The 15,123-nt window shown below is 46.9% G+C and carries 15 protein-coding genes; 11 read left to right on the top strand and 4 right to left on the bottom strand.

Annotated elements, in window-relative coordinates; all coding sequences use genetic code 11:
• Positions 1-92: 92 nt before the first annotated feature.
• The 11 genes from abc-f to GV030_RS00915 all read left to right on the top strand — a co-directional run bounded on the left by abc-f (position 93) and on the right by GV030_RS00915 (position 10,333).
• Positions 93-1,679 (top strand): ribosomal protection-like ABC-F family protein, encoded by a 1,587-nt coding sequence (gene abc-f / locus GV030_RS00965; RefSeq protein ID WP_159578890.1) that lies wholly within the window; start codon positions 93-95, stop codon positions 1,677-1,679.
• An 84-nt stretch (positions 1,680-1,763) separates the two neighbouring features.
• On the top strand, positions 1,764-2,312 hold the full coding sequence (locus GV030_RS00960; RefSeq protein ID WP_159578888.1) for a hypothetical protein: 549 nt from the start codon (positions 1,764-1,766) through the stop codon (positions 2,310-2,312).
• Positions 2,313-2,433: 121 nt separating this feature from the next.
• Positions 2,434-3,588 carry a helix-turn-helix domain-containing protein gene (locus GV030_RS00955; RefSeq protein WP_159578886.1) on the top strand — a complete coding sequence of 385 codons (1,155 nt, stop codon included), beginning with the start codon at positions 2,434-2,436 and terminating at the stop codon, positions 3,586-3,588.
• Positions 3,589-3,669: 81 nt separating this feature from the next.
• Positions 3,670-4,506: an acyl-CoA thioester hydrolase/BAAT C-terminal domain-containing protein gene (locus GV030_RS00950; protein WP_159578884.1), complete on the top strand. Its 837-nt coding sequence runs from the start codon at positions 3,670-3,672 to the stop codon at positions 4,504-4,506.
• 77 nt (positions 4,507-4,583) lie between these two features.
• Positions 4,584-5,585: an LLM class flavin-dependent oxidoreductase gene (locus GV030_RS00945; protein WP_159578882.1), complete on the top strand. Its 1,002-nt coding sequence runs from the start codon at positions 4,584-4,586 to the stop codon at positions 5,583-5,585.
• 37 nt (positions 5,586-5,622) lie between these two features.
• The gene (locus GV030_RS00940) at positions 5,623-6,099 is read left to right on the top strand and encodes a DUF1456 family protein (RefSeq protein ID WP_159578881.1); all 477 of its coding nucleotides are present in this window, start codon (positions 5,623-5,625) and stop codon (positions 6,097-6,099) included.
• Between the two features lie 120 nt (positions 6,100-6,219).
• Positions 6,220-6,822, top strand: coding sequence for a SatD family protein (locus tag GV030_RS00935; RefSeq protein WP_255465027.1), 603 nt, complete (start codon positions 6,220-6,222; stop codon positions 6,820-6,822).
• Positions 6,819-7,538, top strand: a complete 720-nt coding sequence (locus GV030_RS00930) for a DUF3307 domain-containing protein (protein WP_159578879.1) — start codon at positions 6,819-6,821, stop codon at positions 7,536-7,538. Before GV030_RS00935 ends, GV030_RS00930 begins: the two co-directional genes overlap by 4 nt.
• Positions 7,539-7,707: 169 nt before the next feature.
• Positions 7,708-8,862: an MFS transporter gene (locus tag GV030_RS00925; protein WP_159578877.1), complete on the top strand. Its 1,155-nt coding sequence runs from the start codon at positions 7,708-7,710 to the stop codon at positions 8,860-8,862.
• 219 nt (positions 8,863-9,081) lie between these two features.
• On the top strand, positions 9,082-9,894 hold the full coding sequence (locus tag GV030_RS00920) for a hypothetical protein (protein WP_159578875.1): 813 nt from the start codon (positions 9,082-9,084) through the stop codon (positions 9,892-9,894).
• A 97-nt stretch (positions 9,895-9,991) separates the two neighbouring features.
• The gene (locus tag GV030_RS00915; protein ID WP_159578873.1) at positions 9,992-10,333 is read left to right on the top strand and encodes an MmcQ/YjbR family DNA-binding protein; all 342 of its coding nucleotides are present in this window, start codon (positions 9,992-9,994) and stop codon (positions 10,331-10,333) included.
• 9 nt (positions 10,334-10,342) lie between these two features.
• On the opposite strand, the gene GV030_RS00910 is transcribed toward GV030_RS00915, so the two are convergent.
• The 4 genes from GV030_RS00910 to GV030_RS00895 form a co-directional block, all read right to left on the bottom strand.
• Positions 10,343-10,528: a hypothetical protein gene (locus tag GV030_RS00910; RefSeq protein WP_159578871.1), complete on the bottom strand. Its 186-nt coding sequence runs from the start codon at positions 10,526-10,528 to the stop codon at positions 10,343-10,345.
• Positions 10,529-10,549: 21 nt separating this feature from the next.
• Positions 10,550-12,079: a SulP family inorganic anion transporter gene (locus GV030_RS00905; protein ID WP_159578869.1), complete on the bottom strand. Its 1,530-nt coding sequence runs from the start codon at positions 12,077-12,079 to the stop codon at positions 10,550-10,552.
• Between the two features lie 184 nt (positions 12,080-12,263).
• Positions 12,264-12,956, bottom strand: a complete 693-nt coding sequence (locus GV030_RS00900) for a bifunctional 2-polyprenyl-6-hydroxyphenol methylase/3-demethylubiquinol 3-O-methyltransferase UbiG (protein WP_159578867.1) — start codon at positions 12,954-12,956, stop codon at positions 12,264-12,266.
• A 53-nt stretch (positions 12,957-13,009) separates the two neighbouring features.
• The gene (locus GV030_RS00895) at positions 13,010-15,106 is read right to left on the bottom strand and encodes an OmpA family protein (RefSeq protein ID WP_159578865.1); all 2,097 of its coding nucleotides are present in this window, start codon (positions 15,104-15,106) and stop codon (positions 13,010-13,012) included.
• Positions 15,107-15,123 lie beyond the last annotated feature (17 nt).

Here is a 15,123-nt window from a genome sequence, read left to right as displayed (position 1 = left end):
AATAGTGTGATTAACTAATTTCTTTCAACTGTAAAACAGCCTGTCACCAAGTGGCACCGGGCTGATTTTTCCATTTTTTATCGAAAGAAATCATGCTTGTCTTACAAAACATCTCCTATTTACACCCCAACAATGATCTGCTATTTGATGGCATCCATCTTGCTGTTAACCGACAGGAAAAAGTAGCTTTAATCGGTAACAATGGCGCCGGAAAATCAACCCTTCTGAAACTCATCGCACATGAACTGGAGCCATCGGAAGGGCAGCTCAAAACAGAAGCACCTCCTTACTATGTTCCACAGATTTTTGGCCAGTACAATCATCTAACCATTGCCGAAGCCTTGCGGGTAGATGAAAAGCTCAAGGCCCTACATGAAATTCTGAATGGCAACACCGCAGATTCCAATTTTGAAAAACTTGCCGACGACTGGACCCTGGAAGAACGATGTATGGAAGCCCTCAGTCATTGGCAACTTCCACACCTGGATTTGACACAAAAGATGGAGACTTTAAGTGGTGGACAAAAAACCAAAGTCCTGCTGGCCGGAATCTTCATTCATCAACCAGAACTCGTGCTCCTGGATGAGCCCAGCAATCACCTGGACATGTCCGGGCGGAAATTGCTCTATGAATTCATTGAATCCACTAACTGCACGCTGGTGGTGGTGAGTCACGACCGGACGTTATTGAACCTTTTGGATGCTACCTACGAGCTCAACGCACGTGGAATAATGGTCTATGGTGGAAATTATGACTTCTATGCCAAGCAAAAACAGATAGAACGTGATGCCCTCGATCAGGACATTCACGGGAAAGAAAAGGCATTGCGCAAAGCCAAAGAGAAAGAGCGCGAAACCCTGGAACGCAAGGAGAAATCTGATGCCAGAGGAAAAAAGAAACAGGAAAAAGCAGGAGTTGCCCGCATCATGATGAATACCATGAAAAATAATGCGGAGAAAAGTACTTCCAAGGCAAAGAGTATCCACGCAGAAAAAATTGGTGGAATAGCTGAGCAACTCCATGAATTGCGCTCGCAGCAGTTTGACATTGGTCAGATGAAATTCGGGTTGAATGATTCGGCCCTTCACATTGGAAAAGTCTTACTCACGGCTGAAAACATCAATTTCAGTTACCAAACTCAATGGCTTTGGAATGAAAGTCTGAGCATTCAGATCACCAGCGGTGAACGAATAGCACTGAAAGGTGCCAATGGCTCAGGGAAAACCACTTTAATCAAACTCATTTTGGGATGGCTGGCCCCGCAGCAGGGAACAATCCGAATAGCTAGAAATCATTCTGTCTACATTGATCAGGACTACTCGCTGATAGACAATGCGCTGAGTGTGTACGAGCAGGCTCAGCAATCAAACACCTCGGCCCTACTGGAGCACGAAATTAAGATCAGACTCAACAGGTTTCTGTTCACCCGTGAAGACTGGGACAACCCGTGCATGGCGCTGAGCGGGGGAGAACGCATGCGACTGATGCTTTGCTGCATGACCATCAACAGTCAGTCACCAGATCTCATCATCCTGGATGAGCCCACCAACAACCTGGACATTCAAAACATAGAAATATTAACGGCTGCCATCAATGTGTATCAGGGGACACTGATCGTAGTGTCTCATGATGAAAGTTTCTTAACCCAAATCAATGTGGAGAGAACAATACATCTGTGATAACAATCGAGGTTTGGCATCAGTAGGTGTTTGGATTGCGAGATACTATCTATATCTTCAACCCTTAGACTTAGAGTAAAAAAAATGGCCAATAAAAAAGTTTCAGTTGCCTATGTTATGGCTACACTGATCGCTGTTATTTTCACCTGGATACTTCATGAATTTGCACATTGGCTAACCAGCGAGTCCTTCGGTCACGAAACCATCATGAGACTAAATGGAACGTCTCCTATAGATGGCAAAAGCGTAACAGATTGGCAAAAAACACTCATTTCAGCTTCCGGTCCACTCATCACCTTGATACAAGCACTGACCATCTTCGTAGTGCTCAAATCTGATAATTGGAACAAAAACCTGTATCCATTTTTATTCACTGCCTTTTATATGCGCCTGATGGCTGGGATCATGAATTTCATCAACCCCAACGACGAGGGCCGAATCAGTGCCTTCCTCGGAATAGGAACGTTCACACTACCTATCATCATAACCGGGATTCTCTTTTTTCTGGTCTATAAAATCTCAAAAAAACATCACCTGGGTTGGAAATTCCAGCTTGCCACTACTTTAATCGTGATGACTTTCAGCTCGATTTTGATCCTTTCCGATCAGTTTTTTGGCATAAGAATACTGTAAATCCTGAGGTCATATCCGTGTAAGCTTCCGGGTCTGAAGTTCAAGCTCAGGACATTTTCGCATTGGCTTTATGGTCACTTTTGTCATAACTTGCATGCCGTGACAAAACCCTAACTATCGAGTGGAGTATCTCATTGTAGCAGGCATAGTGCTCTCGGTACTTCTCCTGACCGTAACCCTTAGCAAGAAAAACAAACAGACACCTGACAAGCACCTGATCCTCTATCTTGGTTTTGCTACTTTCTGGCAGGCATACTTCTATCTGGAGACCTTAAGCTTTCTCCAGGCCAGCCCTTTCATGCTACTGGGCAAAGGACTCTACCTGCTCAATGCCCCGTTGTTTTTTGCTTATGTATACGTGCTTACCACCTCCAGGAGGTTAACGCCGAAACTAAGTGCAATACTCTTTTCGCCATTTGCAGCTTACGTCATTCACTTCATGTATTTCCATTTCCTCGTGTTTGATCAGGCTGACTTGTCCATCAAAAGTGGGCTATTGTTCATCGACGGGCAGCTGGCCTTATCGTGGCTGTTTTTTGTCATTCTTTTCCTGCTCATCGAGCCTGTGTTCCTTGTCTGGTTTTACTTCTTACTGAAAAAATACAAACAAAGGCTCCTGCAATCGGAGTCCGATCTGAGCCGCATTCGGTTGAGGTGGCTATACTTACTCTTCTACCTTTGTCTGATCATTTCACTCTTTCTCATACCCGCTAGCATGCTTTCGCTCGGAGGTGGGTTGGTTTCTACTGACCTGCTCCCAATCATGATGCAAGGCGCCACGGTGCTATTCCTATTCATAGTAGGGTACTATGGCTTCCGACAAACTACTGTTTTTGCTAATCCGGCATTGGATCTGACAACTGAGGATCAAATGAAAAACGGCTCTTACCAACGATCGGGGTTATCTGACGGTCAGGCTGCCATCTATCACGCTCAACTCCTCACGCTGATGGAAGAAAAGAAGCCCTATCTGAATGGTGAATTGAAAGCTTCCGAACTCGCACAAATGCTGGACATCTCTGTTAATCACCTTTCTCAGGTGCTTAATAACATTCAGCAGCAAAACTTTTTCGACTTTGTGAATGGCTACAGAATAAAAGAGGTCATCAAAAAGATGGAAGCCCCCAAAAACAGTCACCTCACCTTACTGGCTATGGCATTGGACTCAGGATTCAACTCCAAGACCTCATTCAATACGGTATTCAAAAAAATGACCCACCAAACTCCTTCGGCCTTTTACAAATCCCTCACTTCCAGCCTTCAGGAAAAAGGATAAAAGAGGTTCGAACCTATAGGTTGGGGCGCTGACGACCCCTTCACTCCTTATGCTTGCATCATTTTTCACTCAAAAATAACAATGATGAAAGTAGTAAGTATCTTCTTTTCCTTGGTGCTCCTGATGACTTGCAATGATGGCACCACTGACCGCTCCGGGGTAGACACCCAGCTTTATTTAGGTGATGGCGATCATCAACCGCTGATCGTTGCCTTTGGTGGTGGTGATGGGGGCAACGGGTGGACGAGCGACCGGGTAAAGGATAAACGTGAGCAGCTCATTGCTAAAGGATACGCCTTTTTGGCTGTTGGTTACTTTGGCACCGCCCAGTCACCCGGTACACTGGATCGGATCTCCCTGGATGCCATCCATGACGCCATCCTCTCAGTTGCTAACCACCGCAAAATAGACCGCAATAAAATTGCCCTGCTGGGTGTATCCAAAGGTGCAGAATTGGCGCTGCTTTTGGCCAGCCATTTCGAGGATATCTCATGTGTGGTGGCTATGGCTCCCAGTCACTGTGTATTTCCGGCACATACATTTATGGCGTCCACTTCTTCATGGACCTATCAGGGCGAGGAAGTTCCTTTTGTCCCTATGACCTGGGGAGCGGTCCCAGCGGCGATACAACATGACCTTTTATCTGCTTTCAGCATTATGCTGAAGGATACGGAGGCCGTTGAAAAAGCCGCGATCAGGGTAGAGGATATCAAAGGCTCCATTTTCTTACTCTCCGCCAAAAACGATGAACAGTGGCCCTCTACTCCGATGAGCCTTGCCGCTATAGAGCGACTGGCCAAAAACAACTTTCCCTACCCCTACCATCACGTAGCCATTGATGGTGGACACTTCGAGGTGTTCGACCATTTTGATAGCGTCTATCATTTTCTGGATCAGAATTTTCCAGCCGACTTGTAGGGCCCTCCCCTTTTAAGATTAAAGCTATTTCGTCCTGAATGAACTATCTGCACCTGCTATTTGTAGTTTTCACTGATATGAAAAAAACGTTTGGCAATATTCCCCTTTCGGTACTCGATTTAGCGGTGATTTTGGAAGGAAATACCCCGGCAGATTCTTTTAGATACAGCATGCGCCTGGCGCAAAAGACCGAGGCCCTTGGCTACCTCAGGTATTGGTTTGCAGAGCATCACAACATGGCCAGTATAGCCAGTGCGGCCACCTCCGTACTCATTGGCCATATTGCGGGAGGTACTTCTACCATTCGGGTAGGGTCAGGAGGAATCATGCTGCCCAATCACTCACCGCTCGTTATTGCCGAGCAGTTTGGCACCCTGGCATCTCTTTATCCCGGTAGAATAGACCTGGGCCTGGGGAGAGCACCTGGCTCAGATCAGGCCACTGCCCGGGCGTTGCAGCGAGACCCCACAGCCGCCTATCGGTTTCCTGATACCGTACAGGAGTTGCAGCAGTACCTTTCTGCGGACAACAAAAACGCTGCTGTCAGAGCCATTCCCGGCGAAGGCATTGACATCCCCATCTGGATTCTCGGCTCGAGTACAGACAGTGCCCACCTTGCGGCCAACCTCGGATTACCTTATGCTTTTGCCAGTCATTTTGCACCTCAGCAACTTCATGATGCTTTTAGAATTTATCATCAGGAGTTTACCCCTTCGGCTCAGCTCAGCGCACCCTACACCATGGCCTGTGTGAATGTGACTGCCGCAGATACCCTGAAAGAAGCCCAACTGATTGCCACCTCCATGCAGAAAATCTTTTTGGGTATCCTCACCAACGACCGAAAGCCCCTTCAGCCACCGGATGCATCTTTTGTGCTCAGCCAGGAAATCGCCCAGGTGATGAAACAGTTTCTGACTTATTCATTTGTGGGTGGCCCGGAAGAAATTCGTACTGGCATCAGCAAGTTTGTGGACGACACACAAGTGGATGAGCTGATGGTAGTCTCACATATCTATGACCTGGAAGCCAGGCTTCGGTCTTATGAAATCCTAAAAGAATTACATCTGGCCGCAAATTGAGTAAAACGCTGATAATGGGTTAAATTTGTCAGCCTATATGAACAACAACGACATTTTAAGACGGATCCGGTTTACTTTCGATTTTAGTGATTCGCAGATGATCTCCATTTTTGCAGCTGCAGATACGGAAGTGACCCGTGCTCAGATCAGTGATTGGTTGAAAAAAGAGGACGATCCCGATTTTAAGCAGCTTTATGATAAAGAACTGGCCATTTTCCTAAATGGGTTCATCAATAAAAAGCGTGGCAAAAAAGAAGGCGAGCAACCAAAACCCGAGAAAAGCCTGAATAACAACATGATCTTCAGGAAGCTGAAGATCGCTCTCAACATGAAAGATGAAGACATCCTGGAGGTCTTCTCGCTGGCAGAGCTTAAAGTCAGTAAGCACGAAATCAGTGCCATTTTCAGAAAACCCACACAAAGTCAGTACCGCCTCTGTAAGGATCAGTTTCTTAGAAATTTTCTTCATGGCCTTCAGATCAAGCACAGACCGCAGGACACCAAAGCTTCCTGATTACTAGTGTTGCTGATCTGATTATCGGAGAATCATTACATAATCTATATTATCGGGTTATTATATGATATTTGTAAATATCGGGTTTATAACCGATATTACATCTTCAACACATTAGCCATGATCACTGGAGTTATTACAGGGGACATCATCAACTCACGCAAAGCCGAAAGCACCGAATGGCTCACGGCCCTCAAAAGCGCCCTGAATCGATACGGCACCACGCCAAAAACATGGGAAATCTACAGAGGAGACAGTTTTCAGCTGGAAGTGCCAGCCGAGGAAGCACTCTTTGCCGCACTGTACATCAAAGCATGTCTCAGACAATACAAGGACTTAGATGCCCGCATGGCGATCGGATTAGGTGAAAAGACACATTCGGCCAGCAGGCTCTCAGAGTCCAATGGCAGTGCCTTCCGTCACTCCGGTGAGTGTTTTGACTCATTGAAGAAAAGCACACTGGCCCTGAGAAGTGAATGGCCGGAACTTGATCAGGAAGTGAATGCCTACCTTAGTCTGGCCCTGCTCACTATAGAACGATGGCCTGCCAACGCTTCCTCCATCATCAAAATAGCCATGGAAAATCCGCAACTCACTCAAACCGAGCTTGCCAAAAAGCTGGGCAAGAGCCAAAGTACCATCAGTGAAAGCCTCAAAAGAGCGGGGTTTGATGAAATCATGCAAATGGAAAAGCAATACCGAAACCTGATCGCCAACCGATGATTACACTCAGTCTACAACTCCTACTTGCCCATATCATTGGGGACTTTCTACTCCAACCAGCCAGCTGGGTGGCACATAAAACACAAAAGAAACACCGCTCACCATACCTCTACTGGCACACGCTTGTACACGCCATGGTGCTCGCCGTTCTTCTCCGGTTTGACCATCAATACCTCCTGGGATTTCTCACGATTGTATGCTCTCACCTGGCCATTGACCTCACCAAGCTCAGTCTCCACCAGCGCTTCAATGAAAGAATACTATTCTTCGCTGATCAAATAGCCCATGTGACGGTCATTATGCTGGTGGTGAATTACTATGAACCACTCAATATTCCTGCTGAAGCGGTTTTCCAACCAAAAGTGCTTCTGCTTATCATCGGGGTTCTCATCGTGACGGTAGTTTCTTCCATCATCATGCGGGTGATCATCACCAAGTGGGCGCTGGAAGAAGATGCCTATGAAGACTCGCTGCCCCATGCCGGTCAATACATCGGAATGCTGGAGCGGCTATTTGTGTTTGGTTTCATCATCCTCCAGCAATGGGAAGTCATCGGTTTTTTGCTTGCCGCAAAGTCTGTATTCCGCTTTGGCGACCTCTCCAAATCAAAGGACCGGAAGCTCACAGAATACATCCTCATCGGTACCCTGCTGAGCTTCGGGCTCGCCATTGTCACAGGGCTGGCCTACAATCACCTGATTTCACTCATTGTGTAATCATTCCTGACCTTGAGATTTGGTGAAATTTGACCTACAAACCGCACGCGCACATGGTGAGTCCTCTGAGGTTGCCGGACCACATCAACAGGAAGTATTCTAACAAATCACCGGATTTATTGACAAATACTCCTGAAACATGAGATATCTTTGCTGAAATTACAACCAGGTGGAGCTAAAAGTAAAACAGCGAATAGCACTCAGTACTTATTTCTTTCTTTCAGGATTCGGCTTTGCCACCTGGACCTCTCGCATCCCCACCATCAAAGAAGCCCTGGGGCTCAATGAAGCAGAGCTGGGCTCTATCCTACTAGTGATGCCTTTAAGTTCACTGCTCGGACTGCCCCTTTCCGGATTTCTGGTATCAAGATACGCTACCAGAGGGCCCATGTTTGCGGCTTTCCTCTGCTATGCAGTCTCGCTGTTCTCCATCAGTTTTGTGGACAGTACGGCCTATCTGGTGGTGACCATATTTCTGGTGGCTTTCTTCATGCGAATCATCAATGTCTCCATGAATACTCAGGCCATCACCCTTCAGAAGTCTTACGACAAAAAAATCAACGGGTCTTTCCATGCCCTCTGGAGCATGGGGGGAATTACCGGGGTAGGCTTCACTACACTCATGATCTATGGAGATGTGAGTATGCCCATTCATTTTCTTGTTTTCACACTCATAGCCATCCCGGCAGGATATGTGGCGTTTCGTCATGTGCTCAGAAATGACCGTGCCACCACCGGCAATAAACTCATTCTGCGCAATCCAGATCCTTATATCATGGCCTTGGGCGTGCTCATCCTTTTTGCGGCCATCTGCGAAGGAGGCATGTTTGACTGGAGTGGCATCTACTTCCGCGAAGTGGTGCATGCAGAGGTCTTCACTTTTGGTTTCCTCCTCTTTATGATCTGTATGACCCTCTCCCGATTCACTTCCGACTGGGTAATCCATTGGATCGGCATCCAAAAGACCTTTGTCGTTTGTGCGCTATTCATTGCCAGTGGTATTGGTGTAGCCGTGGTGTTCCCCAGCTTTTATCCGGCGCTGATTGGTTTTTCGCTGATCGGTTTCGGAGCTGCCCCCATCATCCCCATGGCTTTGCTTCAAGCAGGAGAATCCAAAAAATATTCCCCCGGCATTGCCGTGGCCATCATCTCCACTTACTCCACCTCAGGCATGCTCATAGGGCCACCCATCATTGGTTACCTGGCCCATGCCTTCACCCTGCGGTACGCCTTCCTCTTCCTGCTCGTCATGGGGCTGGGGATGATCCCCGTTTCCCGGTTTTTCTTTAAAATTAAAGCTAAGGGCTCTGGAGTGGTTGGTTGATCTCTGGGGGCCAGGGTGATTCTTATTTGGTTTGAGAAAATGGCAGTTTTCACTATCAGAAGAATCAAAAATCAACATTTCGTTCTCAGATTTTTTTTCCACAAACGGCTAAAAAATAGCTCAACGAAAATAATTCTGCAACATAAGGCTCTTCATGACATCATTGGCGAGTCAAAGACATTTACTTTTACCCCAACTCCATAATATACAAACGATACAATGAATAGAACAATCATAACCTTCCTGACATTAGCAATACTCTCCTGTAAAACGAAGGAAACAACTGAAATCATCGTTATTGGTACTCTACATCAACCTGAAGCCAATTTTAACTCAGAAATCCTCTTCAAGATACTGGAAGAAGTAAAGCCCGACTTCATATTGTTAGAATTAGATTCTAACAAATTCACTGCTGATTTCAGGCTGAAGGAAGCGAAAGAAAATGAGCTTTTAGCATCCAAAAAGTACCAGGAGTATTACCCTGACACACAGTTGAGACCGTACGAATTTGAAGACCGAAATCAGTATAGAATAGACAAAGGAATGCGGCCTACAGATGGCTTGACCCTCCGATTGGTCGACAGCTTATATCACGTAGGTTTATTAACCACAGCAGAAACTGAAATTTTCAAAACTTACAAGGAGACTTTGGAACCGTTAAAAATCCTAGCCGCTAAATCTCCTGAAAATTTCAACAACCCAACCACAGACAGTCTTTGCGAAAGACGCCAATATTACCAATATGAGATGATTCCAAAAATCACTAATGTACGAGACGAGTTTGACAGCAGGTTTTTGATAAAACCAAATGGTGAAAGAATCAGCTACCGCGATGGTTATCAGCTTTGGGCTGATTTTTGGGATTTAAGAAACCAGACCATGGCAAAAAACATTATGGTCATTTCTGAGCAGAGTGAAGGAAAAAAGATCGTTGTACTGTGTGGATTTATGCACAGATACTATATTCTTAGTGAATTAAAGCAGCTCACTCATGGAACCGACATTACCTTAAATGAGTATTACGAATTATAAAAATGATTCGCAGGTGCTGTGAACCAGAGGCGTACATTGCCTATGAACCTTCAAAAAAGAAGAGTCACTATCTTGCCTGAGTTAACAACAGACTGAAATGGTATCACCTGAAGATTTTCAAAAAATGGCGCTGGAATTTCCCGAAACGGAAGAGCTCCCGCATTTCGAAAAGACCTCCTTTCGGGTGAATAAGAAAATATTCGCTACCCTGGACCTCACACACCTGCAAGCCAGCCTCAAACTCTCCATTGCTGAGCAGGACATTTTTTCGCTCGGTCAGGCTGGGGTCATTTATCCTGTGCCGAACAAATGGGGCAAACAGGGTTGGACGATCGTAGTGCTCAGAAAAATAGACAAGACCCTCCTGCGGGCCGTTTTGACCTCCGCCTACTGCCAGGTAGCTCCGGCACGGCTTTCAAAGGGCATTACCCGCCCATGACCAGTGGGATCACTTTTTTCTACCCCACTTGCTGCGCCTCCATGCTGCTACCAGAAAGGCTACACCAGCGATGGTGATTCCGTAAAAAATCAGTTTTTGTGAAAGCGAAGGCTCAGCAGTACCTGCTGTTTCCTGCGCCCAGGCCGGCAACGTCAATGCAATAACGCTCATCAGTGAAAGTAGGAATTTTTTCATGTCTCTAAGGTAATGGAGTGATTAGAATCGATCAAGGGCCACTTTGTAAGTAGGATCCTCCATCACATTCACATCGATGAGGTCATCGGCATTTTGCAGGAGCTGCCTGCAATCTGGGCTAAGGTGCTTCAAATGAACCTTCTTCCCTACTTTCAGGTATCGCTCAGTGAGCTTATTCAGTGCTTCTATGGCCGACATGTCCACCACGCGGCTTTCCTGAAAATCAATAATCACCTCATCCGGGTCATTCTGGATGTCAAATTTTTCATTGAAAGCGATCACCGAACCAAAAAAGAGCGGTCCATAAATCTCATAGTGTTTCACTCCATTTTCGTCAATGCTTTTCCTCGCTCTGATGCGCTTGGCATTGTCCCAGGCAAAAACAAGCGCTGAAATGATCACACCTACGATCACCGCCAAAGCCAGGTTGTGAAGGAAAACAGTGACCAAAGTCACCATCACCATCACGAAAATATCGGACTTGGGCATCTTATTAAAGGTCCGAAGACTGGCCCACTCAAACGTACCAATAGAGACCATGATCATCAGGCCGGTAAGCGCCGCGATCGGCAACTGCTCGATAAGACCAGCCCCAAACATGATAAACACCAACAGCAACACAGAGGCCACGATTCCGGAGAGTCTGGCCCTTGCTCCATTGGAGATGTTAATCAGACTCTGACCAATCATGGCACATCCGCCCATTCCCGAAAACACGCCTGAGAGGATATTGGCGGTACCCTGAGCCACCGCTTCTTTATTACCCCTACCCCGGGTGTCAGTGATTTCATCTACTATATTCAGCGTAAGCAAACTCTCGATCAAACCCACTCCGGCTACAATGGCCGCATAGGGAAAGATGACCACAAGGGTCTCCCAGGTAAACGGCACTGCCGGTAAATGAAACGGTGGAAATCCACCCGAAATGGAAGCAATATCACCCACTGTTTTGGTATCCACACCAAAGGCCACCACGATCCCAAACACACTTAAAATAGCCACCAGAGAAGCAGGCAGGGCTTTGCTGAGTTTGGGCAATCCCCAAATGATCACCATGGTTAACAAGACCAGACCGAGCATCATATACAATTGCTCACCACCAAACCAATTCCCTGAAGAGTCTTTGAAAGAGTCCAGCTGCGACATGAAGATGATGACCGCCAGTCCATTCACAAAGCCGAAAATCACAGGATGAGGTACCAGCCTCATGAGCTTGCCAAGCCTGAGCACCCCTGCAGTCACCTGAATAAGGCCCGCTAATATGACCGTAGCAAAAACATACTCCACCCCATGGGATTGCACCAAAGCCACAATAACCACTGCCACCGCACCTGTGGCGCCGGAGATCATTCCGGGTCGTCCGCCGAGAATGGACGTGATCAATCCCATCACAAAAGCCGCATAGAGGCCCGTGAGCGGCGATAACCCTGCGATCAGTGCAAAGGCCACAGCCTCAGGCACCAGGGCCAGTGCTACCGTAAGTCCGGATAGGATTTCCGTGCGATAGTTGACTTTCTGGCTCAGGTCAAAAAGATTGAAATACTTTTTCATCGTCTGAATGGTGTAGTTTAGTGATAGCTGATACAGCTACCCATGGAATTTAAACAAGTAATTGCAAAATAGCTTCCTGTGGGGTGTTTGGCCTGGTTTGGCCGGCAGAAGCCTTCTGTCTTTTGCGGGTGCAAAAAGAATGCTTTTTTTCATGAAAACATACCAAAGCCGGGATTAAAACCGATCAGGCTCCCCTTCTGGTAATGCAGGCCAGGTATTGATCATTTTCGTCTGTCATCAGAATTTCAAGCTCCATTCCTACAGCGGCTACCTTTTCGGCGAGCGTCTGCTGATCCACATAGAGCCAATCAAACCAATCACCCTTGGTTTCCTGAAATTCATACCGGTATCGCACCTCTCCATAATAGCCAGCGGGTTTGGGTGTGCCGTCCTCATACAGATAGCTGATATCAGAAGAGTCTACGAGTATCTGACCACCGGGACTCAGCAGTTTTTCACAGGTTTGCAGAAATACCTCCACCTGCCCCAAAGTACCGGCCAGGCCCAGACCATTCATGAGGATCAGTACGGTATCATATTGGCCCTGGTGCTTCCTGAAGTCCTCAAACAGGACATTCCGAACCCCCGAACGGCGCATCACATCCACACACCCGGGAGAGTTTTCAAGAGCAAACACGTCAAAGCCCCGGGACTGAAGTACCAGCGAATGAGCCCCTGCACCCGCTCCCAGGTCGAGCACGCGCCCTTTACTTTCTATCAGGGCCAGGTGCTCAAGGGTAGTAAAATCCTCTTCTTCTCTAAAAAATACTTCTACCGGCATTTCATCCGGGTCACCGTATGAATTGTGAAGGATAAGTGTGGCTTCATCGTTTCCTTTGTAATAGTCGAGGATCGCCTTTCCGTGAAGATCTTTCAAGTGCTGCGGGGTTTGTGTACACCGCGAAGTTAGGTAGTCTTCTTTTGAAATGTCTACATAGCTGTGATGGTAAACTCCACCCTCCTGTTTCGCTGGCGACCTTCTTCTGTGTCGTTGGTAGCCAGAGGTTTCGCTTCTCCATAGCCTTTGGAGATCAAACGACCACCCGCAATGCTTTTTCCGCTCAGATAATCCAGCACAGCCTGGGCCCTGCTTTGGGACAGTGCCTGATTGGCGGCATCAGAACCCACATTATCAGTATGTCCTGAGATTTCAATTTTCATTCCTTCATACTTTTCCAGCAGGGTCACCAGACGATCCAGGTCCGGAAATGAAGTTTCCCGCAAGGTAGCCTTGCCAAAATCGAAGAAAATGTTGTTGATCAAAACCGTTTGCCCCACCTCGATGGGTGCCAGGTACAGGTTTCTTTCAATTTCCTGATACTCCTCAGACTGCTCAATGTTGATGTTGTCACTCACGGTAACGAAGTTTTGTTTGGAAGCCAGAAAGCTGTAGGACTTACCAGAAGTCAATACGATTTTATAGGAGCCATCAGCGGCCAAAGAAGTGGCGCGGCCTATCTCCTTATTGGTTCCCAGATCTCCGTACTGAATCTCCGCAGCCAGAGGCTCGTTGGTTTTAGCATTGAGCACTTTACCATAGACCAGTGTCACAGCCTTGGGCTTGGCTGCCTCTGGTATTTTAATCCTGTAAATGTCCAGGTCACCTTCGTAATAGGATTCAGAAACCACATAAGCGAATGCGCCGTTGGCAGGTATGGTGTAATAGGCATCCCAGTTGGGCGTGTTGATCTGTGGGCCCATGTTCTGAGGCTCCGACCAGTTGAGCCATGTATCATCCAGCCTGCGGGTCATGAAAATATCATTGCTCCCAAAGCCCGGGTGGCCCTTGGTGGAAAAGTAAAGGGTGATGTCATCTGCAGCCAGAAAGGGGCTCGCCTCACTTGCCGGGGTATTGATCACATCGCCGAGGTTGACATGCTCCGACCAGGTACTGTCCTCCTGCAGAAACGATACGTAGATATCTTTTGATCCCCGGCTGTCTTTTCGCTCCACGGTGGAAAGCATTACTTTTCTGGAAGACGACAAGCAGCTCTCTGTGTAGTCATTGTCATTGTAGTAATTTTCCACAGTCACATCCCTGGGTACTTCCCAGCCGGAGGGCGTGAGGTTAGTGTAAGAAAAACCACTGGTATTGGAACTGCCATCAGCATGGTAGGTATTGCCAATCAAAAGTCCATTGTTATCAGCGGTGGTACTGATCACAAAATTATGACCGGCATTGTTGATCGGTGTACCCATATTTTGGGCCATTTGCCATTTACCATCGACCATTTTGGAGTACCAAACATCCGAGCGGTCTCTGCGGGTATTATTACCCGGGTGATCATCTCTGGAGAAATACAGGGTAAGTCCATCAGCCGAAATGACAGGTGATTTTTCCGTGTAGGGAGAGTTCACCTCGGTACCCAGAGGCTCCTTCACTATTTGCAAGGTGTCCGTGCCCGGCACCAGGTTAATGTTGCGATAATCCTGCCTGATCTCAATGAAATCAAACTCTACCTTCATCTCATCATACAGCACAAACCCGGACTTAGGTCCTCTGATGTCCATCTCGGCTGCTGGCATGGAATACACCTGATAGCCATTGACATAAAAAGTAAGGGCACTCCCCTTTCGCTCTACTTTGAGTGAGTTGATTTCATTCATCTTGCTCACCTTATCAGTTTTGGTCCATTCGGTTACAGCCTTATAGCTACCTCCGTCATAACCAGCCACTCGAAAGTGACCATTGGAGGTTACGATAAAGAAATTTGCATTGTTAGCATCTGCTGTCGCGAATAGCAATCCATAGCCATTATTGTCCACACCACTCACCTGTTTGGCCTCTGCCTCAATCACGAAATCACGCTCATACTCCGTATAGAGCTCCTTGAAAAACAGCCACCCCCCACTCTCGGTCTTTTTAGAAATAACATATTTTCCATCCTGCAGGTAGCTCACGTATTCTGTTTTGGTAGCCACAGTCCATTGATTTCTATTGTCTCTAAAGTCGTCTCTGAATACTGTCTTTTGTGCAATGGCAGTAAAAAACATCAGGTAAAGGAGGGCAAAAAGCAGCTTTTTCATGTCAAATTCATTTGGAT

It is taken from the genome of Marinoscillum sp. 108 (assembly GCF_902506655.1).
Lineage (GTDB): Bacteria > Bacteroidota > Bacteroidia > Cytophagales > Cyclobacteriaceae > Marinoscillum > Marinoscillum luteum.
Note: the sequence above shows the minus strand (reverse complement) of the source record. Positions and strands in the feature narration are given on the sequence as shown.